At 60.5% G+C, this 22,656-nt stretch carries 18 protein-coding genes; 6 read left to right on the top strand and 12 right to left on the bottom strand.

The window, feature by feature from the left end:
• Positions 1-65 precede the first annotated feature (65 nt).
• Positions 66-2,489, top strand: coding sequence for a phenylalanine--tRNA ligase subunit beta (gene pheT / locus AAXE93_RS03205; RefSeq protein WP_390128060.1), 2,424 nt, complete (start codon positions 66-68; stop codon positions 2,487-2,489).
• Here pheT and rlmD read toward each other — a convergent pair.
• Complete coding sequence (rlmD, locus tag AAXE93_RS03200; protein WP_390128057.1) at positions 2,479-3,876, bottom strand: 23S rRNA (uracil(1939)-C(5))-methyltransferase RlmD; 1,398 nt, start codon at positions 3,874-3,876, stop codon at positions 2,479-2,481. The two genes, pheT and rlmD, sit on opposite strands and share 11 nt — an antisense overlap.
• Before the next feature lie 100 nt (positions 3,877-3,976).
• On the opposite strand from rlmD, the gene AAXE93_RS03195 reads away from it, so the two are divergent.
• Together AAXE93_RS03195 and AAXE93_RS03190 are read left to right on the top strand one after the other, a co-directional pair.
• Positions 3,977-4,471: an allophycocyanin subunit alpha-B gene (locus AAXE93_RS03195; RefSeq protein WP_114989152.1), complete on the top strand. Its 495-nt coding sequence runs from the start codon at positions 3,977-3,979 to the stop codon at positions 4,469-4,471.
• 756 nt (positions 4,472-5,227) lie between these two features.
• Positions 5,228-5,869, top strand: coding sequence for a YqhA family protein (locus tag AAXE93_RS03190; RefSeq protein WP_390128054.1), 642 nt, complete (start codon positions 5,228-5,230; stop codon positions 5,867-5,869).
• Here AAXE93_RS03190 and AAXE93_RS03185 read toward each other — a convergent pair.
• From AAXE93_RS03185 to AAXE93_RS03165, 5 genes are all read right to left on the bottom strand, one after another.
• The gene (locus AAXE93_RS03185; protein ID WP_390128052.1) at positions 5,823-6,770 is read right to left on the bottom strand and encodes a molecular chaperone DnaJ; all 948 of its coding nucleotides are present in this window, start codon (positions 6,768-6,770) and stop codon (positions 5,823-5,825) included. The genes AAXE93_RS03190 and AAXE93_RS03185 overlap by 47 nt on opposite strands.
• A gap of 78 nt (positions 6,771-6,848) precedes the next feature.
• Positions 6,849-8,405 (bottom strand): DUF3370 family protein, encoded by a 1,557-nt coding sequence (locus AAXE93_RS03180; RefSeq protein ID WP_390128049.1) that lies wholly within the window; start codon positions 8,403-8,405, stop codon positions 6,849-6,851.
• 324 nt (positions 8,406-8,729) lie between these two features.
• Positions 8,730-9,410 (bottom strand): sigma-70 family RNA polymerase sigma factor, encoded by a 681-nt coding sequence (locus AAXE93_RS03175; RefSeq protein WP_390128047.1) that lies wholly within the window; start codon positions 9,408-9,410, stop codon positions 8,730-8,732.
• Positions 9,411-9,440: 30 nt separating this feature from the next.
• Positions 9,441-10,286, bottom strand: coding sequence for a DUF4922 domain-containing protein (locus tag AAXE93_RS03170; protein WP_390128045.1), 846 nt, complete (start codon positions 10,284-10,286; stop codon positions 9,441-9,443).
• On the bottom strand, positions 10,276-11,103 hold the full coding sequence (locus tag AAXE93_RS03165) for a SpoIID/LytB domain-containing protein (RefSeq protein ID WP_390128043.1): 828 nt from the start codon (positions 11,101-11,103) through the stop codon (positions 10,276-10,278). Before AAXE93_RS03165 ends, AAXE93_RS03170 begins: the two co-directional genes overlap by 11 nt.
• Positions 11,104-11,229: 126 nt before the next feature.
• On the opposite strand from AAXE93_RS03165, the gene AAXE93_RS03160 reads away from it, so the two are divergent.
• Positions 11,230-11,958 carry an SDR family NAD(P)-dependent oxidoreductase gene (locus tag AAXE93_RS03160; RefSeq protein WP_390128040.1) on the top strand — a complete coding sequence of 243 codons (729 nt, stop codon included), beginning with the start codon at positions 11,230-11,232 and terminating at the stop codon, positions 11,956-11,958.
• Here AAXE93_RS03160 and AAXE93_RS03155 read toward each other — a convergent pair.
• On the bottom strand, positions 11,940-12,335 hold the full coding sequence (locus AAXE93_RS03155) for a DUF2237 family protein (RefSeq protein WP_115082290.1): 396 nt from the start codon (positions 12,333-12,335) through the stop codon (positions 11,940-11,942). The genes AAXE93_RS03160 and AAXE93_RS03155 overlap by 19 nt on opposite strands.
• A gap of 111 nt (positions 12,336-12,446) precedes the next feature.
• Between AAXE93_RS03155 and AAXE93_RS03150 the strand changes: the two genes are divergently transcribed.
• The gene (locus AAXE93_RS03150) at positions 12,447-12,677 is read left to right on the top strand and encodes a hypothetical protein (RefSeq protein WP_006851429.1); all 231 of its coding nucleotides are present in this window, start codon (positions 12,447-12,449) and stop codon (positions 12,675-12,677) included.
• A gap of 34 nt (positions 12,678-12,711) precedes the next feature.
• Here AAXE93_RS03150 and AAXE93_RS03145 read toward each other — a convergent pair whose 3' ends face one another.
• From AAXE93_RS03145 to AAXE93_RS03135, 3 genes are all read right to left on the bottom strand, one after another.
• Positions 12,712-12,984, bottom strand: a complete 273-nt coding sequence (locus tag AAXE93_RS03145; RefSeq protein ID WP_114989215.1) for a DUF4090 family protein — start codon at positions 12,982-12,984, stop codon at positions 12,712-12,714.
• A 47-nt stretch (positions 12,985-13,031) separates the two neighbouring features.
• Positions 13,032-16,658, bottom strand: a complete 3,627-nt coding sequence (gene metH, locus AAXE93_RS03140) for a methionine synthase (RefSeq protein ID WP_390128036.1) — start codon at positions 16,656-16,658, stop codon at positions 13,032-13,034.
• 63 nt (positions 16,659-16,721) lie between these two features.
• Positions 16,722-17,636 carry a branched-chain amino acid transaminase gene (locus tag AAXE93_RS03135; RefSeq protein ID WP_114989162.1) on the bottom strand — a complete coding sequence of 305 codons (915 nt, stop codon included), beginning with the start codon at positions 17,634-17,636 and terminating at the stop codon, positions 16,722-16,724.
• Positions 17,637-17,701: 65 nt separating this feature from the next.
• Between AAXE93_RS03135 and cobN the strand changes: the two genes are divergently transcribed.
• Positions 17,702-21,430: a cobaltochelatase subunit CobN gene (gene cobN, locus AAXE93_RS03130; RefSeq protein ID WP_390128033.1), complete on the top strand. Its 3,729-nt coding sequence runs from the start codon at positions 17,702-17,704 to the stop codon at positions 21,428-21,430.
• On the opposite strand, the gene AAXE93_RS03125 is transcribed toward cobN, so the two are convergent.
• Positions 21,420-21,974 carry a hypothetical protein gene (locus AAXE93_RS03125; protein ID WP_115009061.1) on the bottom strand — a complete coding sequence of 185 codons (555 nt, stop codon included), beginning with the start codon at positions 21,972-21,974 and terminating at the stop codon, positions 21,420-21,422. The genes cobN and AAXE93_RS03125 overlap by 11 nt on opposite strands.
• Before the next feature lie 27 nt (positions 21,975-22,001).
• On the bottom strand, positions 22,002-22,649 hold the full coding sequence (locus AAXE93_RS03120) for a PHP domain-containing protein (RefSeq protein WP_390128030.1): 648 nt from the start codon (positions 22,647-22,649) through the stop codon (positions 22,002-22,004).
• Positions 22,650-22,656 lie beyond the last annotated feature (7 nt).

Below are 22,656 nucleotides of genomic sequence, written 5' to 3'. Positions count from 1 at the left end.
ACAGGTTCAGAGCAGCTCCCCCAGAGAGGACTTCCTAAGATCGCGCGCTGTCTGCCTTAGATCCGATGCGGGTATCCATCTCCTGGCTGAAGCAGCTGGTCCAGGTGAATGAGTCCGTTGACGATCTCTCCGAGCGCCTCTCGATGGCGGGCTTTGAAGTGGACGACGTTGATGACCTCAGCGCCCGGGCCCAGGGCGTGGTGGTTGGCCATGTGCTGGAACGGGAGAAACACCCCAATGCCGACAAGCTCAGCGTCTGCACGGTGGATGTGGGAGCTCAGGACCCCATCCAGATCGTGTGTGGTGCCAGCAACGTGTGTGCCGGGATCCATGTTCCGGTGGCCATGGTCGGTGCCACCCTCCCCGCCGTTGGCTTGACGATCAAAGCCGGTGAATTGCGGGGTGTTGCCAGCAACGGAATGATCTGCTCCCTGACGGAGCTGGGCCTGACGGAGCAGTCCGACGGCATCGCCATCCTGGATGAGCTTGGGGAGTCGCTGCCGGCCAACGGGACGCCCGTGGCGCCCCTGCTGGGTCTCGACGACACCGTTCTGGAGCTGGCCATCACCGCCAATCGCCCCGACGGCCTCTCGATGGTGGGTATTGCACGCGAGGTGGCAGCTCTGACCGGTGGCAGTTTGAGCCTGCCCGAGCTGGATCTGGATCCCAGCACCACTCCGCTTAACGCAGAACTGGATGGCTGCTTCTACTCGATCACCAGGATCGAGGGTGTGGACGGCTCCAAGCCCTCACCCACCTGGTTGCAGCAGCGCCTTGAGCGTGGTGGCGTGAACAGCGTCAATGCGGTGGTTGACGTCACCAACCTGGTGATGCTGGAGCAGGGGCAGCCCCTCCACGCCTTTGATGCCGATGCGCTGGAACGACTGACCGGGCAACCGGTAGACGCCAAGAGTTTTGCCGTCCGTTCCGCTCGCGATGGGGAAATTTTCGTGGGTCTGGATGATCAGAAGCGCACCCTCGACAGCCGTGTTCAGGTCGTCACTTGCCATGACCGGCCTGTCGCCGTCGCTGGTGTGATGGGGAGTCTCGAGAGTGGGGTGACTGCCGGTACCAGGAACATCTGGCTCGAATCCGCTCTGTTTGCTCCGCCGCGGGTTCGTCAGTCGGCCCGGGCCCTGGGCTTGCGTACGGATGCCAGCAGCCGTTTCGAAAAAGGGTTGCCTGTGGAAATGACCCTGCCCTGTTCGGCCCGTGCTTCGGCCTTGTTGAGTCAGGAGTTTTCCTGCTCTGAGAGCGGCCGCTGGGTGGGCGGTAACGGTCCCGCAGAAGCGGAACCGGTGCTGTTGAGGCGCAGTGCCCTCCATCAACTGCTTGGCCCCCTCGATGCTGCCGATGGCCCGGAGGATCTCGATGACACCAGCATCGAAAACTGCCTGACAGCCCTCGGTTGCCAGCTCTCAGCACATGAGCAGGGATGGCAGGTGATTGCACCGCCCTCAAGACGGCAAGACCTTCAGCGTGAAGTTGATCTGATCGAGGAGGTGGCGCGTCTTGTGGGCTTCGATCGGTTTGAGGCTCACCTGCCGGATCCGCTGGAGCCCGGTGCCCTCACCCCGCGCCAGCAGGCGGAACGGCGCCTGCGGCAGCTGTTCTGTTCCACAGGGTTGCAGGAGGTCACCACCCTGTCTCTCGTCCCGGCTTCGGAGCAGGAACAGCGCATCGCCATCAGCAATCCGTTGTTGGCCGACACAAGCCATCTGCGCACGAACCTCTGGGAGGAGCACCTGCAGATCTGTGTTCGCAATCTGAAGGCATCACAGCGCGGTTGCTCTGTTTTCGAGATCGGCAACACCTACAGCGGTTCACCGGAAGCCGTCAGCCAGACCGCCATTCTTGGTGGCGTGATCTGCGGAGATCGACGCCTCTCCACCTGGGCCACCAGCGGCAAGCCGCAGGCGCCCGACTATTTCCAGGCCCGTGGCGTTCTCACCCGGGTGATGGAGGCATTGCAGCTGGAGCTGTCTGACCGTCGCCTCACGGATGACGCACGACTGCATCCGGGTCGTGCCGCCACCCTGGTGTTGGAAGGGCGCCCCTTGGGTTGTTTCGGTCAGCTTCATCCAGCCATGGCTGAGGAGCTGGATCTCCCAGAAGCCACATACCTGTTTGAACTGGATCTGACACGACTGGTGGATGCTGCAACCCGCAGCAACCGTTGGACGCCGGCCTTCAAGCCCTACCCAACCGTGCCTTTCAGCGAGCGGGATCTTGCCGTCATCGTCGACCGATCCAGTGCAGCTGCTGATCTGATCCAAGCCATTCGCAAGGCGGGCAAACCCCTTCTGGAGCAGGTGGAACTTGTGGATCGCTTTGAGGGCGAACAGCTGGGCGACAACAAAGTGAGCCAGGCATTCCGTCTGCGCTACCGCGGCAAGAACGAGACCCTCACCGACGACAAAATTCAGCCTGTTCACGACAAGGTGCGTGCCGCTTTGAGCAAGCAGTTTCAGGCTGAGCTCAGGAGCTGAACCGTTTCAGCAGCGCCAACGATTCGAGGTGCGTTGTCTGGGGGAAGAAGTCCACGGGCTGGAGCATCTCCAGCTCGTAGGGGCCTGATGGGGCGAGCAGTGCTTTGAGATCCCGAGCTTGCGTGGCGGGGTCACAGCTGAGATAAGCCAGCACGGCAGGTGGCCGCTCAAGGATGCTGTCCACCACGCGTCGATCGAGCCCCCTGCGCGGGGGATCCAACACCAGCGCCTGACAGTCGTCCAGCTGAGCAGCGAGAAGGTCGGCCACATCGCCGGCATCAAATGCACAGCGGGAGGAAAGCCCGTTGTGCATGGCATTCAGGCGGGCCTGCTTCACCGAGTTGGGGTTGAGTTCCAGACCTTGAACATCAAAACCGGCCTTGGCCAGGGGCAGGGAAATGGTTCCGACGCCGCAATAGGCGTCGACAACTCGTGCGCCGGCGCACTGAGTCAAAAGCCAGTCTGTGAGGCGCTGAACGATCCGTTCCGCCTGCGGCGTATTCACCTGAACAAAGGTGGTGCTGCTGAGGGCGAGCTTGATGCCGCAGAACTGTTCCTCAATGGTGGGAACACCGGCGAGGCAATGGGTGGTGCGACCGAGCACCAGGTTGTTGGCCTTCGGTTGAAGGTTGAGGCAAACCCCTTTCACCGCGGGCCAACGCTCCACCCAGCTCTGTGCGAGGGCGTCAAGGCCTCGAAGCTGAGCATGGCTGCTGATAAGCGTGATCAAAACGTCTCCAGTGGCGCTGGCAAGACGAAGCCCGAGATGGCGCAGCCCCTGGGCTTGAAGCAGGTCATGGTCGGCCGGCCACCCCCCTGCATCCAGGTCCTGCTTGAGAGGCTCCACCAACGCGTCCAGGCGTGGATCGAGCACCGGGCAGTGGTTCAGATTGACGATCTTGTGGGTCTTCGGTCGGAAGTAGCCGGCCTTCAAGCGTCCATTCTGGTCTCGCTTCAGCGGGATCAAGGCCCTGTTGCGGTAACCGAAGCAGCGTTCCGCATCAACAAGCGTGGGCTCAGGGGCAACGTCAATTCCCCCGATGCGCTGCATGGTCTGTTGTATCTGCTGGGCTTTCCAACGGGTTTGGGCGGGGTCATCAAGGCGTTGCAAGGTGCAACCACCGCAGTCATTGGCAAGGATGCAGGGAGGGCGGCGCCGATCTCCGGAGAACGTGATCTGATCCACCCGACGGCTCAACCAGCGCGACTTCTGGCGTTGCTGCAGCTGGACCGTGGCACGCTCCCCCGGCAAGAGATCAGGAACGACGATCACCCAGTTGTTCCAACGGGCCAGACCCTTGCCGTCGCGATCCAGGTCAACAGCCTCGAGCTCGATTGTGAGCCCGGGCCGCGGTTCACTGCTGTTCGGGCTGTCGACTTTGGTCATGCTCTCGATTCCCTGCCATTGCAATGGCGTAACACCCGGGCGGTGATGGGTCAGGTGAACGGGCCGAGACCACTAAACTCCACGAAGCCTGCCCAGTTCCATGAGCGTTGTCCGGGATCTCATCCTCCAGGCCGATGACGATCTGCGGTATCCCACCAGCGGAGAACTCCGCACCATGGTGGATTTCCTCGACCAAGGCGCCATGCGCGTTTCTGTGGTCAAGGTTCTGACCGAGAACGAAAAAAAGATCGTCGACGAATCCGCCAAGCAACTGTTTGGTCGCAAACCTGAGTACGTCGCCCCTGGCGGCAATGCCTACGGTCAGCGCCAGCGGGCCCAGTGCCTTCGCGACTACAGCTGGTACCTCCGTCTGATCACCTACGGAGTTCTGGCCGGCAGCACCGAAATGATCCAGGAGATCGGTCTAGTTGGTGCTCGCGAGATGTACAACAGCCTTGGTGTTCCGATGCCCGGAATGGTTGAAGCCATGAAGTGCATGAAGGAAGCGTCCCTGTCGTTGTTGTCGGAACAGCAGGTGAAGCTCACGTCTCCTTATTTCGACTTCTTGATTCAGGGCATGCAGACGTCCACCTGATTCAACGTTGAACGTTTTCAAAAGAGCCGGGCCCTCGAGCCCGGTTTTTTATTGTCCACTTGTCTTGACTGAGACAGTTTTCAAGACCTGAAATGCGCCTCAGTTGAGACCTGAGAGATGAAAATCTGCTTTTTATTTTCTGCCAATCATCTGCTGAAGTCGTGCAAGGCATCCTCTCGATGATTCGATCGGCTACTCGAGGGCGTCAGGTCTCTGCCTAGTCCATAGGTCGACATTCTTGAACAGCCCTGGTCGAGGCCTCGCAATGTCAATTCGTCCCGGGTGAGACGTCAACCAAGACTCATGCCAAGTCCATACTGCGCTGCTTGGTACTTGTCTCTGGCTTCATGATTATGGAGAGATGTGTGATGAAAGCTGTGAACCGATCCCCGCATCAACAGCCGGAAACTGGTCCGGATTCGAGGTTTCAAGGTCCAAAATAGTTAGCTTTTATTGCGTACCTGTGTCTACAGCAGGTACGCAGGGCTGAAAACCCCTGTTTTCAAAAGGTTTTACCGGTCACAGGCCACCCCTGGACTGGCCGTGGACAACAGGTAAAGTCATCAAGACAATGGTTTTTGCGGAAGGAAGGGCGCTGCGACAATCTCGACTACGCGGCAAATAAAAACCACCATTTTTTGAATCTTGAGAATTAGTGCTCGTTGCAGATAAGACTCTTATTGGGTCCTGAAATGTGTCGCAGCCAAGTCCCATGATTCAGCTGTTCGGACTGCGAACGGATGATCGGATCTGACCATGGCGGCGCGATGGATTGAACATCGGTTTGAACGGCTGATCTGGAAATTCCGGCTGATCAGCATCGTTCCGGTGGTACTGAGCCTGCTCGAAAGCGTTGGCTGCTTCGTCATTGGAGCGGTTGAGGTCTTCAACGCTTTCCTTGTGATCATGCGCCTGCCCTTCACGACCAAGAGCGTTGCGGCCAAAACCATCGCCCAGATGGTGGGAGGGGTTGATTATTTCGTGATCGGCATCGCCCTGCTGATCTTTGGCTATGGCATCTACGAGCTGGTGATTTCAGACCTTGATCCACTCCTGGAGGGTGGCGAAGAGCAGCACACCAACATTCTCTCGGTGAACAGCCTCCAAAGCCTGCAGAACAATCTGTCCAATGTGATTGTTGTAGGCCTGATTGTTGCGGCGTTCAAAAAGACCATCGGCTTCGAGGTGTACAACGCCACTGATCTATTGGCGCTGTGTGGTTCCGTGGCCATGTTGGCCCTCAGTGCTTGGTTGATTGTTCGAAGCCAAGGAGCTGGTCTGAATGACAACACAGCCGTCTCAGGTAAGACACATAAGTGGACTTGTATTGCGTCTCAGTGGAGACATGCAGTCAACGGTTTCTGTACAGCTCGCGCAGCAGCCGATAGGCCTCATTGAGTCGGCGCATTGCATCGGTGGATCCACCCGCATCAGGATGTTCTTCAAGCGCCCGTTGCTTGTAAGCCTCCCGAATGGAGCTGAGAGTGACCGAAGTTCCTGCTTGGGTTGATAAACCCAACAGCTTGAGAGCCCCATGCACCGTCATGGTCGACTCAAGGGTTTCAAAGGAAGTGACCTGTCTGCTGCGGCGAAAACGGTTCACAAAGCGGCGGATCAGGGTCGGCATCCGTTCCGCCAATGAAGACGTGGCAAAGGGGTCCTCAAGAGCGCCAGCCACGACCATCACCCGACCAAGCGATGGGTCGCTTGACTCCCAGCTGGCACAGAGCGTCTCAACGGCTGCATTCGCAGCCGACCAGGTGAATGGACGCCCATCACTGGCATCGGTGCTGGACCAGACGTCTCGGGCCAGCCAGGTCATGGCCGCTTCAATCACGGTTGGGCCCGGTGGTTGGCCATAGAGGGACCTCCAGTGTTCTTCTGCGGCAGCACTGGCCTCTCTTAGATCGGTGAGGTCCACCGTTGAAACAAGGGGGTCGTTCTGAGGGGAATCGCGTTGCTGCGGAGAGCGAAGCGTCGCTTTCAGCTGACTGGTGCGCTTGCTGACGAACCCCGGCAGGTCGATGCCTGAGGAGCCACCCCCCGAAGGAAGCCCAGAGGCTGAGGTTGGAGCGTCTTCACCCCCTTGCTGTTGGTTCCCCGTTGAGATCAGAACGAGACTGGTGACCTCATCGGGCCCAGTGGCAACAGCTGGTTCTGCATCGTCCTTGAGAGGATCGACCTCAGGATCCGATGCGGCATCCGCCGGGTCGAGCAGATCCTGGAGGAGCATTTCGAGCACCCGGCCCCGGGAACGGGCTCCGTATTCACCCTTGAGCTGGTCAATCAACGCGACCATGGGCTCTGACATCTCCACAGAGATGCGTTGACGTTTTGAGTCCTCGCCGCTCAAAAGTTCAATCCACCTTGGGGCAGGTTATCGACCCTGAAGCTGGAGCAACCATTGCTGCTGAGATCGAATCACTTCGCCGTAACCGGGTCGGGCGACAGGCACCACTGCAGGAATCACAGGAGCCGGCCTCACAGATGCTGGACTCGCAGGTGCTGGCCTCACAGGTGCAGAGTTCACAACAACAGGCTTGGCTTCAGGAGAAGGAGGAGCGGTCTTCGGCCCCACCATGCGGAATTTACTTTCCGCGATTTTGACCTGAGCGTCTCGCTGTTGTTGCTTGCGGCGATGAAGCATGGCCAGCTGCTGAACGGGAACCACACTGAGGAGATGGCCTGGGGTGGCGTCAGCCGGATAAACCAAGCTCACCTTCACCGCCTTGCGCGTGCCAGGCAAAAGGTTGAGATCAGCCAGGGCCAGGCTCTCCCCTGAGCGCATGCCCACGTGAACCTCTTGAAGGGTTCGATCCTGACGAATCTGCAGCGATCCACGGAAGGCTGTGAACGTCTTCTTGCCAGACACAACCGGGTGACTGAGCACCAGTTGATGGGACCCTGCACCAGAAACATTGAGGGTCACGTCGTAGCGAACCCCATAGGTTCCGACGTTGTTCAGAGCGGAATCAACCATCCGTGTGGTCAACGGATTGACCTGAACATCGCTGGTACCGAAGTGATGCCGCTTCGTGCTGGTCAGGGGCACGTGGAGTGGCCCCTGGTTGAGGTCATGGCTGATCTCAGCTTTGTAGGCATCGCCCAGGGCAACGCCGGCCACCCGGGAGAAAACACGACCCAGCTGGATCTCTCGAATCCGGTTGAGATAAATCCTTCCCGGTGCCAGTCGCCCCGACTGCAGCACTGCGAACAGATCGGCATCCTGTGCTGATTGTTCGGCCGCAACGACAGCCATCGTGAAAGGACCGTTGCTGCGTCCTCTCAGCAACCCGTTGGCAATGCCACGGGCAGGGAGCACAGTGCGCACCACAACCCTCTGCCCTCCTGCCGGAATCACGACCTGTTCGGGTAATTTTCGGTCCAGTTCACCGCGCAGCAATTGAACGGCGGTGGCATCGCCTGGTCCTGTGTTCCAAGGACGCTTCCCGAGGGGTTTGACCCCCATCAAGTGATTCGGGTGATAAGGCGCTTCAAAACTGTTTTTGACGGAGCCTCGGTCAAATTTGAGTGTGATCGGGCTTGATCCGGGATTCGTCGCGATCAGTGCCAGGGTCATCAAGCCCCTGGATCGACGCCCCCCCAGCTTGGCTTGGTCTTTGGGGTAGTACTTGTGGTGCATATGAACGCCGAACTCACCGTTGAAGGTGTGGGCAGCGTTGCGAAGCGGCTGGTTCGACTCGGCAGCGATGGCCGTTCCTGCAGCCGTGTTCACCAGGATTCCTGGACCGGTGACGATCTCCGGTTGATTGGAATGAAGAACCGGAACGTTGTTGAAGGTGCCGTTGAGAGGTCGTGCCTTTTGGCCCGCCATCAGGGCGACATAGGCCTCAGCGCTGCGCTGAGGAAGGAACTCCAAACCCGCAAGCGAGACGCAGGTCAAGACCAAGATTGGGATTTGCCTGAGACTCATGCGGCTTGCTGTTGTGGTGTGCGGAACGACGTCGACACCACGATGTGGATGCTCCTAATTCACAACGTAGTTCCACCTTCTGAGACAGCCAAGTGATTGGTGAGTCACACCACGCTTGAAAATCGGTCAGCATGCATCCAACGTCGACGTTGACATGCTTCCTCCGTTTTGCTGTAGCCCCACCACCGATCACACAAGCCTTCGTCGCCAGCATCAGGAACGGAAGTTGTCGATGCTGAGGTTCTGGCGTGATGGTGCTGAACGGCAGCTGTCGGCCCTGAATGCTGCCATCAAAACTCTTCAGGAACAGATGGATCGCGATGTTCAGGCGTCAGGCTGAGCAGCGTTCAACTGCTTCGCGATGGTATTGAGGCCGCGTTTCACGCGCCTCTGAACTGTCATCGCTGGAACCCCAAGCAGTCGCGCTGTCTGCCTCAAACTCATCCCATCAATGACGACCATCTGCAGCGCACGTTGGTCGCCGTTTTCAAGGTTGCGGAAGAGCTTGTTCACCCTGCTCCAGGCCTCCGAGCGTTCGACCAGATCCATCCCTTGCGCTGTCTCGTCGAGAAGGTCGTCGTTGAATTCCACCCAGTGCTGCTTGCTGCGGTAGTGGTCAACCACCAGGGCATCGGCTGGGCTCAGAGCAGAGCCCTCCGAACTGCGCACCATCTGCATGGCCCGTTTTTCAACGGCCCTGGGGAGTCGAATCAATCCGACTCTGTCGCGAAGGAAGTGGAGAATCGCTCCCCGGATGTGCGGTTTGGCGAAGCTTGGAAAGGGAGCCCCCCGCTGGGCGTCGTAGCGGTTGTAGGCCTTGATCAGGCCAAGACATCCCACTTGCAGGAGATCGTCGCTTTCTAGGCCTGTCTGTTGGGCGTAATGACGGGCAATGGGTTGAACCAGATGCAGGTTTTCCTGAATTTGACGGTTCCGACGCTTGAGGCAGGTCTTGTCCAAAGGATGGTTGTGAGTTGCATCTCCAGCCTTGGCAGAGAGAAGCAAGTCAAGACATCCGTGCCATCACCGAACTTTTCAGTCCTGCGTGTCGACAACAGCTTGAAGCAGGGCCTCCGGTCCAGAACAATGAATCCACTCTCGATCGGAGACTTCAGTGCTCAATAAGGATCCGGCGAAGCCGAGGGCGTTGACACTGAAGCCGCGAATTCCCTCCCTGCTGCGGCGAACCATGGCCATCCACTGCCGTGTGATCAGCAGGTTGTAAGCCCCTCGAGGACATTCATCGGTGCTGGGGTGCCCCAGACCGAGGTCTTCAGCCAGGGCGAGATACAACGCTTGAAGCATTTCACCCGTCAAGGTTGAACTGATCGCTGCGACCCGTGCACTGCGCAACAGAGGATCCTGAGCAGACGTGGTTGTGCCAGCCGCACAGCAACGGAACCAATCGTCCCGAGCACAGATCCGCTCCCCTTCTAACCGCGGCAACAACTGCAGATGTCGATGGGGCTGACTGGCGCCGGCATCAGGCCCGCTGTTGAAGAACCACAGCCCCGTCGTCGTGGCATCAATCCTGGCGAGTGAGTGCCAATCCTCCAAGGACAACCAACCGGTCTGGGGTTGCCAGTCCTGGGTGATGAGCAACATGTGGGAGGTCTGAACGGGATATTTGTTCAGGATTACGACGTGGGATTCACCGATCCGGTCAACCTCCAGACGTTGGTCCCAGGGAAGAAACGGATTTGGCTTTGGACCCGATGCTCGAAGGTGTTTTGGTGTGGCGCTGAGGAGGTGGCGCAACTCAAAGCGACAGCCTCTTTCCCCGACCAGATGGCTCAATGAGGTGTCGAGTGGAACAAGAGCTCCGGATGCGGTCGATGCAACCGTGACCTCCATCGCTTTTCGAAGCAGTTCACTGGTCATGCCATGTCAACCGTGCCAGCGAGGCTCCTGCGTAGTACCTGCCGAGAATGGCATTAAAGGGGTGTCCCTGATGGGCAAGTTGCTGTGCCCCTGATTGACTCATGCTGGCGCCGAGATGGCCATGGGCTTCAGCACTCACCTGCGCATTTGACCCATAAAGGCTTTCCACAATGCCGCCGCTGTAACTCAGGATGATCCCGCGGGTTTCCCGTGTTGCTGAACGACTGGCCGGGGTGGTGCTTTGCTCCCCTGCAAACACCTGCCAACGGGTTGTATCCCCCAGGTGATACGCCGTCGTTGCCGGTCGGGCGAGATGGGCCATCGCATAGGAGCGGGCTGCAACGGCTTGCGCCTTGAGGGCTTCCCCATGCCAACTGCTGGGCATTTCGGCGCCAACCACTGAGGCCACGTAGGTATCCAGATCAAGCGAGACCACCGGCAGCCAATCACCCTGGCCTTTCAGCAGTGATACATCGCCTTGATATGGGTTCTGATTGATCTGAACAGGTCCACCGGAGCAATGAATCTCATGCTGAGGTGAGGAAGCGATCCTCTTCATCAGCTCTTGGGCAGGGATCACATCGCCGTGCTGGTAGCGACAGAGCACGTTGGGTCGGGGTCGGAAGGCGGTGATAGGGCTCTGGCTGACCAAACCGACGCGGATCTCCAGGGGCACATGGTCAGCACCAGGCGGCACCTTTGGAACCACACTCGAACCAACGGTTGAATCGTGATCGAGCAGATCAGCCAAGCTTGATCTGAGCTGACCAGGCCGCTGTGAGAGCGGCCGAGCCAACCAGCCGATCAAAGAGGCCATGAAAAGACTTCCGATCGCGGCCGGGAGCCAGAAATGACAGCGCATCGGCACCAGAACTGCTGTCAGAGCCACCAGCCGATGATGCCTGATTTCCGCTAGACGGTCTCCTCTTCGCAGCAAGTTCACATGGTCGAAGAAACTACGACCACTTGGGCTGGCTTGGGTCTTGTGGTTGGCCCCGGCGGGATCGGAGCGGCGGTGGCAGCAGAACTAAAGCGCACCTGCCCTGATCTGAAGGTGCTGACCGCTGGACGTCATGGACCTCCGACCTCCTCACTGCAACTGAACCTCGAGAACGACAGTGATCTGGATGGTCTGAGCTCAAGCCTGCGAGCCCAGGGGCTCCCCCTGCGTTTGGTGTTCAACTGCAGCGGCCGTCTGCATGGTCCTGGGCTTCAACCGGAAAAACGTCTTCAACAGATCGATCGATCTCAGTTGGAGCAGCAATTCGGCATCAACGCCATGGCACCGATCCTGCTGGCCAAGGCGATCGAGCCCTTGCTGCAGCGGGATCAACCCTTTCATTTCGCCAGCCTCAGTGCTCGCGTGGGAAGCATCGGCGATAACCGCACCGGGGGCTGGTACGGCTACAGGGCGGCCAAGGCGGCCCAGAACCAGCTGCTGCGCTGCCTGAGCATTGAATGGGCCCGCCGCTGGCCATTGGCCACCGTGAGCCTGTTGCATCCCGGTACGACCGACACAGCCCTGTCTCGTCCGTTCCAGAGCTTCGTGGCTCCGGACAAACTTTTCACTCCAGAACGGGCTGCGCGTCAGTTGGTTGAAGTGTTGCTGCAACAGACACCGGAACAATCAGGAGCTTTTCTCGCCTGGGACGGTCAGTCGATCGATTGGTGAGCGTGCTGCTTCAGCTGGTCAAGGCTGACAACCGTCAGGGCTGTGTCTTCCGTGGCCTCCAGGCGCACCAGCGGTGCGACGCCATCGTCGTAGGCCTGCTTCCAGCGCGGTGCACAGACGCACCAGTGGTCCCCTGGTTTCAAGCCCGGGAACTGAAACGCGGGCATCGGTGTGCTCAGGTCATTGCCCTGGGCCTTGCTGTAACTGAGAAATTGCTCGGTCATCACGCAGCAGATGCTGTGCTGGCCGAGATCCGATGGATCGGTTTGGCAGAGACCATTGCGATACCAACCCGTCATCGGTTCACAACTGCAACTCTCCAGTGGGTCGCCAAGAACGTTCCTGGCCGGCGGAAATTCGGGGCTGCTGCTGGACATCTGAGCGCTCGTTTGAGGGGGAGTCTGCCCAAGGACTGGCACATTTTGACTTCAGACGGTTGACGAACCCCTGGGGGAGCGGGTTAAAGGTCATTCAGTCATGTCCACTCGATGGATTGGGAGTTCACTGAAGACGCTGCTTTTCTGGCGCTCTGCGATGCGTTTCGCGAGAGCGGTGAAAGCTCGGCGATCGAGTTCCTTGCCAATGGAGAGGGAGCCTTTCATTTCCAGGACCTGGCCCAGAACGCCGCTGGCGAAGGCCTTGATCTGAGCGAGTCCAGTGCCCTGGAATCGTTCCAGCAAGAGGTGATCGACACGATGGAGAAGCTCTGCCAGGACTGAGCCCGGCAGAGGGTGCTTCTCCGTCAGCAGGAGATCATCCGTAGAAGAAAGCGATCTCCTTGTCCTTCAGACCGTCCCATCCGGCCTCAAGGAGCCTTTGATTGAGCGTTTCCTGGTCGAAATGCTTGGCTCCGGTCTTGACCACCCTGTTGCGCATCGACTTCAGAACACCACTGCGGGCGCGCTGACTTTCCAGATCCATCACCTGGTTGTAAAGGGCGAGCATCGCTTCAGGGATTGGACTTCCATCAAGATCCACACCAGCTTTGATGGCGGCATCGACACCATCCGGTCCGGCAATGGCCATGGTGAACACAAACAGGGCGCCTCAGGCTATGGGACGCCCCTCAGGGCTCAGGCGCTGAAGTAACGGGCCTGGGAGTGCAGCGCCACCAATGCTGTGGTGCTTTGCTCCGGTTCGAGCTGATCGCTGGCGTCCATGCTCAAGCCGATTCGCTCAGCCCCGAGCCAGTCCAGCTGCTGCCTGGAGTCGGCCACATTCGGGCAGGCGGGGTAGCCGAAGGAGTAACGGCTGCCGCGGTACCGCTGCGCCAGCACATCCCGCAGGGGCATGCCAGCTGGATCTGCGAAACCGAGTTCCGAGCGAATCCGTGCGTGCACCCATTCGGCCATCGCTTCGGCCATCTGAACCGCCAGGCCATGGAAGTACAGGTAATCGCTGTAGCGATCGCCCTTGAACAGCTCCTGCGCCACCACAGAGGCCTTCTGGCCCATGGTCACGGCCTGCATCGGCAGCACGTCGGTTGGGCGTCCCTCAGCGTCCAGATCGTTGAAGAAATCGGCAATGCAGTAGCGGTTGCCAGACCGTTGACGAGGAAGCTCAAAACACCCGAGTTCCCGCGTGCCATCGGCATCAAACACCCGAAGGGTGTTGCCATCGCGTCCCGCAGGGAAGTAGCCGTACACCGCCCGGGGGGTCAACAGTGACTCGTTGATGCAGCGCTGCATCCACTCCTGCAACACCGGCTCTGCCTTCTCCTGAAGCATCGCCTCGTAGTCGTCCCGACTCTGCTCCTTGGTTTTGCGGAGCATCCACTGGCCAGCGAAGAGGGCATTGCGGTCGAGGTAGTGGAAGACCTCGGCGATCTCAATGTCGGCCTCAGTGATCACAGCAGAGCCGAGGAAGGGCGCCACCGGTGCGGTTTCAGCGGGAACGGCGTCGGATCGATCTGAGCTCACCGGCGGCAGATCCGCAGCCGGAGCATCCGATGCGGAGGTGGATGTCTCCTCAGCGCTCTCGGAGGTTGTCGACCCTTCATCCAGGCCAACCCCCTGGGGAGCATCCGCAAGGAAGCCCTTGGTGTTGGTCCAGTTGTCGCTGCGCTTTGCATCCATCAACGCGTCCATGAAGCGCAGATCAGCGAAGGCATCACGGCCGTAGATCACCTTGCCGTCGTAAACCTCACGGCAATCCTTCTGCACGAAGCGTGGGGTCAGTGCCGCACCGCCGAGGATCACAGGAACATCAATGCCCGCATCGTTGAAGGCCTGGAGGTTGTCCTTCATGAAGGCCGTGGACTTCACCAGCAGACCGCTCATGGCGATGCAATCGGCCTGATGTTCACGTTGGGCCTCAACGATGGCTTCACAGCTCTGCTTGATGCCCAGATTGATCACCTCATAACCGTTGTTGGTGAGGATGATGTCCACCAGATTCTTGCCGATGTCGTGGACATCGCCCTTCACCGTGGCGATCAGGAACTTGCCCTTGCTTGCGCTCTCGCCCTCGCTTTTTTCCATGTGCGGCTCGAGGTGAGCTACGGCGGATTTCATCGTTTCGGCACTTTGCAGCACGAAGGGGAGCTGCATCTGGCCACTACCGAACAATTCACCCACCACCTTCATGCCATCCAGAAGGAAGGTGTTGATGATCTGCAGAGGGGGGTAGGTCTGCAACGCCTCGTCCAGGGAGGGCTCCAGGCCGATGCGCTCACCATCAATGATGTGCTGCTTGAGCCGTTCCTCAATCGGAAGATCCGCCAGCGAGGGGCCCGAAGCACGGGCTTCCTTGGTGCTCACTCCCTCAAACAGCTTGGTGAGTTCGGTGAGCGGGTCGTAGACGCAGATGCCGTCCTCGAAACGGCGGTTGTCATTGATCAGATCACGACACACCTTCTGGTGGTCGTCGCTGATTTTGATCAGCGGGAGGATCTTGGCGGGGCTGACGATGGCCGAATCCATACCGGCTTCACAGCAGTCGTGAAGGAAAACCGAATTGAGGGTGATCCGGGCCGCCGGTGACAGGCCGAAACTCACATTGCTGACCCCGAGCACCACGTGCACGCCGGGGAGGTTCTCCCGGATCATCCGGATGGCATCCACGGTGGCGCGACCATTCAGCCGGTCTTCCTCAATGCCAGTGGAGATGGGAAGGGCCAGGGGGTCGTAGAAGATCTCGTGGGCGGGGATGCCGAACTCGAGGGCATCGCGATAGGCCCGCTGGGCGATGGCGAACTTCTTCTCGGCCGTTCTGGCCATCCCGTCTTCATCGATCGTGCCGACCACCACAGCGGCGCCGTAGCGGCGGGCAAGCTCCAGAACCTTGAAGAAGCGCTCGTCACCGTCTTCGTAGTTGGTGGAGTTGAGAATGCATTTCCCCCCAGCCACCTTCAGGCCCGCCTCCATCTTCTGCCACTCGGTGGAATCGAGCATCAGGGGCAGGTTGACGTTGGTGACGAGACGGCTCACCAACTCGTGCATGTCCCGTTCGCCATCGCGACCGACGTAGTCGACGTTGACGTCGAGCACGTGGGCGTTTTCCTTCACCTGGCCGCGGGCCACCGACACCAGCCCGTCCCAGTCTTCCTCCGCCAGCAGTTCGCGCACCTTGCGACTGCCACTGGCATTGAGCCGCTCACCAATGATCAGGAAAGAGTTGTCCTGGTGATAAGGCGTGACGCCATAGATCGATGAGGCTGCGGGCTCGTAATTGAGGCTGGGGCGAACATCCTCCGCGCTGGCACGATCCCAGCGGGAGGGGCGTTCAGCCGGCTTGAGCTCCTGCGCCAGTTCCGCAAGGCTGCCGATGTGGGCGGGAGTGGTGCCGCAGCATCCACCGATCACCTGCACGCCGAGGTCTTCAACGAAGTGCATCAGCTGCATCTTCAGCTCCACCGGGGTGAGGCGGTAATGGGCCACCCCGCCAACGTTTTCCGGCAGTCCGGCGTTGGGAATGCAGCTGACGGTGAAGGGGGAATGCTCAGAGAGGTAGCGAATGTGCTCCTTCATCTGCTCTGGACCGGTGGCGCAGTTCAAGCCGAGGATGTCAATCGGGAATGGCTCAAGGATCGACACCACAGCGGCGATGTCCGTACCGACGAGCATGGTGCCCGTGGTTTCCATCGTGACGGAGACCATCAGGGCCCGCCGCTCACCGGTGGCGGCAAAGGCCGCTTCGATGCCCTGGAGTGCTGCCTTGATCTGCAGCACGTCCTGACAGGTTTCGACGATGAACAGGTCGACGTTGCCGGCGATCAGTCCCTCAGCCTGCTCGCGGAACGAATCCCGCATCGTGTCGAAATCGATGTGGCCAAGGGTGGGCAGCTTGGTGGTGGGCCCCATGGAGCCCGCCACGAAACGTGGCTTCTCAGGGGTGCTGAATTCATCAGCCATTTCCCGGGCCAGCTCGGCTGCCCGCTTGTTCAGCTCAAAGGCCTTGTCTTCAAGGCCGTATTCCGCCAGCACAATCGATGCAGCGCCGAAGGTATCGGTTTCGATGACATCGCAGCCCACCTCGAGGAACTGGCGATGCACTGCCTTGACTGCATCCGGCTTGGTGACCGCCAGGTTCTCGTTGCAACCCTCCAGGTCAGGACCACCAAAATCATCCGCCGTGAGCCCAAGCCCCTGAAGGCTGGTGCCGGTGGCACCGTCGAACACGAGCACAGGACGCTGTGGCCCATGCAGGTACTGGAGGAATGCGGAGGTGGTGGCTTGCTGATCTGCCTGCGTCACCACCATCGATGCACCCTCTTGGAAGCACCGATCTTAAGAAAAGCTCAGGGCGAACTTCAGGCGGTTGATCTAGGAGATCGGAATACGGGTGACCCAGTGCTCATAGGCAGGATCCCGTCCTTCGGTGATCGCCACGAGCTTGGCCTTCAGGGCATCCATCACAGGACGCTTGGCGTTCAGCACCGTTGATTCGATCTGACGGATCGGCGTCACCTTGGCGGCCGTACCTGAGAGGAACACTTCATCGGCAATGAACAACTCGGTTTTGTCCACCGGACGTTCAATCACTGGGATGTCCATCGCTTTGGCCAGCTCAATCACGCTGGCGCGGGTGATGCCCTCAAGGATGTCCTGATCAACTCCAGGCGTGATCAGCTGGCCATCACGCACCAGGAACAGGTTCATGCCGCTGGCTTCACTGATCTTGCCGCGACTGTTCAACAGCAAGGCTTCGTCGAAACCGCTCTGCACGGCTTCCGTCTTGGCTAGGGAACTGGTGATGTAGGCGCCGGAGATCTTGCCGCGCAACGGCAGGGAGCGATCCTCCTGGCGGGTCCAGCTGCTGATCCTGCAGCTCACCCCCTCCGGAGACAGGTAATCCCCCAGCGGGAGCCCATAAATCAGGAAGTCGGTCTCAATGTTGTGCAGGCGCGGGGCGATGCCCAGATCGCTGGTGTACACAAAGGGCCGCAGATAGATCGGCTGATCAGGCTTGTTGGCCTGCAGCATTGCCGTGAGCGCCGAGAGGATCGTGTCCTCACTCAGATCCGTGAGCAGCAACCTGGCGCTCTGGCTGAGACGCCGGGCATGCCGATCAGCACGGAACAGCAGCATGGTGTTGCTGTTCTGGGGATCGGGAATGGCGCGCATGCCGCCGAAGGCACCGGTGCCGTAGTGCAGGGCATGGGTGGCAATGGAGATCCTGGCCTCCTCGAAGGGGACGCACTGGCCCTGGAACCAGGCATAGGGCAGGAACTGATGCATCACCGTGATGGATCCGATCGCTGAATCTTCTCACCACCGCGCACCGCAACACGGAGAATGGGGTCATGCATCGCCTTGCCACCTGTCCGGGTCTGGACCCACCGGAAGATGTGGTGCTCGTGGAGCAGCCGGGCGCGGATGTGCTGTTCCTCACCAGCGCAGGCACAGACATCAGCTGCCTGGACGCCTGCCTGCCAAGAAACCCGGCCTGGAATGAGCGGATCCGGGCGCTGCCCCTGAGCTGCCTGGACCACCCAGCCCAGTTGGACCACTACCTCAACACCACCGCCCAGGCGGCGCACTTGATCGTGGTGCGTCTGCTCGGCAGCCGTGGGCACTGGAGCTACGGCCTGGAGCAACTGCAGCGCTGGTGCAGCGAAGCAAAGCAGCGACAACTGCTCGTCCTTGCCGGAACGGCTGATCAGAGCAACGAGCTGCATGGGTTGGGCTCCTGCAGTTCTGAACTGGCTGATCAGCTGTCGGCACTGCTGCGGGAAGGAGGCATCGACAACATGGGGCGGTTCCTCGGAGCTCTCGAGGCTCTGCTGGAGGGCACCCCCCCATCACCCGACAACGTTGCGGTGGTGCCTTGCCCCGATCCGATGCCCTGGGATTGGCGCGACGAAGCCGGGGCTGCGGTGGGCATCGTTCTCTATCGGGCTCAGTTTCAAGCCGGAGAGCTTGCCCTGGCGGATGCCCTCACGGCCGCACTTCGGAAAGAGGGACTGCGGCCCTGTCTGCTCTGGGTCAGCAGCCTGAGAAACCCGGCGGTGCAGGCCGGCGTCCACGACCTGTTAAGTCAGCAAAGAGCTGAGCTGGTGATTGCGGGCACGTCCTTTGCCTCGGTGCAGACCGAGCAGGCCGGCCTTGGGAGCCCTCTCTGGGATCGGCTCGATCGACCGGTGTTGCAGCTGCTCAGCAGCAGCCGCAGCCGGGCCCAGTGGCTGGAGAGCAGCCAGGGGCTGAATCCGATGGATCTGTCGTTGCAGGTGGTGATGCCGGAGCTGGATGCTCGGATCACCACGCGGCCCTGCGGTTTTCGTGACCACCTGCAGACCACCGGCCCCCTGGCCACGGCCATTCCCTGCCTGCGGCCGGATCCATCTGGACTCGCATGGCTGGCCGAGCACAGCCGTCGCTGGGTGGAGCTGCGACAGACCCCCTGTGCCCAGAGGCGCATCGCGATGGTGCTGGCCAACTATCCCGTTCGCGACGGTCGTGTGGCCAATGGCGTGGGCCTTGATACGCCAGACAGCACGGCGCGGATGCTCCGCTGGCTGGCTGACGCCGGCCATGACCTCGGTTCGGGAGCCTTGCCGGATTCAGGCGATGGCCTGATGCAACAGCTGTTGTCCGGTCGCACCAATGCACCGGACGGACAGCACCGCCCAGCGCTGGATTATCTGCCCCTCAACACCTATCAGAAGTGGTGGACCAGCGTTCCGGAATCGGCTCGACGCCTGATCGAATCCCGTTGGGGACCTCCAGAAGCCGCCTGCGATCTGGATCCAAACAGGGGGTTTGCCATTCATGGCCTGCGCTTCGGCCATGTGGTGGTGCTGATCCAGCCGGATCGCGGTTATGACGCCGATCAGATCGCCGATCTCCACTCACCGGATCTGCCGCCACCGCACCGGTATCTGGCTCAGTACCTCTGGCTGCGCTGCGTGCATCAGACCCAGGTGATGCTGCATGTGGGCAAGCACGGCAGTGCGGAATGGCTGCCGGGCAAATCGGTGGGGTTGAGCGATGCCTGCGGCCCCGAGCTGGCCCTGGGACCGATTCCTCACCTTTACCCTTTCATCGTCAACGACCCCGGCGAAGGATCTCAGGCCAAGCGACGGGGTCATGCCGTGGTGCTGGACCACCTCACACCGCCCTTGGGGCGTGCTGGATTGCACGGACCACTGCAACGGTTGGAGGGCCTGCTGGATGAACTGGTGGAGGTGCGGCAGCTCGGCGGCCAGCGGGCCCGGGTGCTGGAACAGGCGGTGCATTCCAGCCTGCTGTCCCTCAACTGGCCCGGAATCCCCAGCCAAGCGGAGATTCGCCGCCAACCGGAGCTGCTTGAGACCTGTCTGGATCAGGCGGAAACCTATCTCTGCGAGCTCAAGGAATCGCAGATCCGCACCGGCTTGCATCGGTTTGGTGTGGCGCCATCGACAGAAGCCGCCGATGAGCTGCTGGTCGCCCTGGCCCGTCCCCCCCGGCAGGGACAGCCCGGCTTGCTGCAGGCCATGGCCCTGCAGGCAGAACTGGGCTTTGACCCCTGGCAGCAGGACGAAGGCGACAAGCTCTCGGAGGCGGATCAGGCCCGCCTGAGGCTGCTGGGTGGCGCGAACTGCCGACGGGTGGGGGATGGTTGCGCGTGGCTGGAACAGCAGGCCCAGTTGTTGATCCGATGGATCATCCATGGGGACCAGGGCGACGGACTGGCGGAACCGTTCCGGACCTGGAGCCGAACGGATCCCTGCCTGCAGAACCTGCACGACGACCTCTGGCCCCGCTTGAACGGTTGTGCCTCAGCTGAAAAGGAGGCCTTCCTGCGGGGCATTCAGGGGCAGCGCATCGCTGCAGGACCTTCAGGAGCACCGAGTCGTGGTCGCCCCGATGTGTTGCCCACCGGCCGCAATTTTTATTCCGTCGATCTGCGGGGCTTGCCCACGGAAGCCGCCTGGGACCTGGGGCGACGCTCGGCGGAGCAGTTGCTGGATCTCCATCTGCTGGAGCAGGGGGAACCGCTGCGCCATCTGGCGTTATCGGTCTGGGGAACAGCAACGATGCGCAATGGCGGAGAAGACATCGCACAGCTGTTGGCCTTGATCGGTGTTCGACCGGTTTGGGACGGCCCCACCCGAAGGTTGGTGGACCTGGAGGTGATTCCAGCCCGTTTGCTGGGTCGACCGCGGGTGGATGTGGTGCTGCGCATCTCCGGGCTGTTTCGCGACGCCTTCCCCCAGTTGGTGGACTGGGTGCATCAGGCCCAGTCGATGGTGGCGGCTCTTGATGAACCGGATGAACTGAATCCCCTCGCCGAGCTCACCCGTCAAGGCGGGCCCCAGGGCCGCATTTATGGATCCGCTCCCGGTGCCTACGGAGCCGGTCTGCAAGCCCTGATCGACAGTGGCGCCTGGGACTCCCGAGCAGACCTGGGCCAGGCCTTTCTCAGTTGGAGCCAATGGTCGTACGACGGTGCCGCTGCCCCCAGCCTTGATCGTTACGGCCTCGAGCAGGCCCTGGGCAGGGTGCAGGTGGTGCTCCACAACCAGGACAACCGCGAACACGACCTGCTCGATTCCGACGACTACTACCAGTTCCAGGGGGGCCTTAGTGCAGCGGTGGAAGAGGTGTCAGGAGCACGGCCGCAACTGTGGTTCGGAGACCATTCCCGCCCCGAACGGCCTCGCCTGCACCGGCTCGAAAAGGAATTGGACAAGGTGATGCGCAGCCGGATGCTCAACCCCCGCTGGATCGAAGGAATGATGCAGCACGGCTACAAGGGTGCCTTCGAGATGGGGGCCAGCCTTGACTACCTCTTTGCCTACGACGCCTCCACCGATCGCGTACCCGATTGGTGTTACGGCGCGCTGTGTGAGCAGTGGCTCAGCCAGACGAAAATCCTCGACTTCCTCAAGGGGAGCAACCCCTGGGTGCTGAGGGACATGGCCGAACGGCTGCTGGAGGCCTCGAATCGAGGCCTTTGGACGTCAGCAACGAAAGACCAGCTGCTTCACCTGCAACAGCTGGTGATCAGCAGCGAAGCCCAGATTGAACGGGGAAGCCCTATTTGTTGAGGTCGCGAACCATCTGACGGAACGGATCGATCGATCCAGGCTTGGAGGACGGCGCAGCGGAACCCGCCTTGGCCACCGGTTCCTCCTTGGGGTTCAGCTCTTCCTTACGGCCGAGGGGAGCAGCACCGGCGGGAGCAGGGGTGTTCACACCCGTGATGGCCGTGCCCTTGAGGCGCTTGCTCATCTCCTCGGTGCTCACCTGCTCAGCGAAGGTTTTCTTCACTGGGGTAGGAATCCCCGCGTTAAGGCTGATGGATTCTTCCTTCTTGACGACGCCACCGAGGCCTTCGCTGCGCTTCTCAAGCTTCTCGGTTTCGGCAGCCACCTCCATGATCTGCTCCTTGGTGCCGGGACTGTCGACGGTGCCGGGGAAGGTGCGGCGAATCGTCTTCGACTCGCGCATGTAGTTCACATCCCCGAGGGAGGAGGAAGCGTCGGCATCAAGGAAGAACTCGGCCGGCTTCTCCTTTGCCGGCTTGCGCGGCTGAATCGTGGAGTCGGAATCTGCGGAATCCTTTTTCAGCAGACGATCCAAGAAGCCCATGTCGACCGGAACTGAGATGGAATGAACTTAGCGGCCGCAAAGGTCAATTCCATGGGTATCGGTGCCACACGTACGCAAAAGGCCAAGGTTGCTCAGCTGACGATCGATGGCCTCGCAGATCAACGGGCTGGCAGACCAGGTTGGTTGCATCTCGTAGTCGTACCAGGCCTCACCACCATCGAAACCAAGCCGGGCCGCCTCATCGATCAGCACGTCATGGCCCAGGCGGTAACGGGCGGGATGGGCCAACACTGCCAATCCACCGGCTTCATGGATGGCTTTCACCACCGCCTCAGCCCTTAGCGGTTCACCGACGACGGCATCACCACGGTTGTAGGGCTGGAGCGCAGGGTGGTTGAGCTCGAAGCCAAGGGCGAGCACATGAACGAGGCACCCCTTCAGCAGTGCACTGATTTCCATGCCGCTCCACACCATGGGGACCTCAACACCGCTGGCACGCTTCTGATCCAGCCAGACCTGAATCTCCCGGTGGGCATGGCTGCTGTGGTGATCCGTCACCGCCAGGTGCTTGAGCCCCCGCTCGGTGGCCTGCTGGATGAGCTCGAGCGGTTCGAGGCTGCCGTCACTGCAGATGGTGTGGCAGTGGAAGTTGTGCGTGGTGGGACAGCTCGACGGTCCCACCTGTTCGAGCACGGCTTTGAGGGGGTGGGTCATTTCAACC

Source organism: Synechococcus sp. HIMB2401 (assembly GCF_042883245.1).
Classification (GTDB): Bacteria; Cyanobacteriota; Cyanobacteriia; order PCC-6307; family Cyanobiaceae; genus Parasynechococcus.
This window is presented reverse-complemented; position numbering and strand designations above follow the sequence as displayed.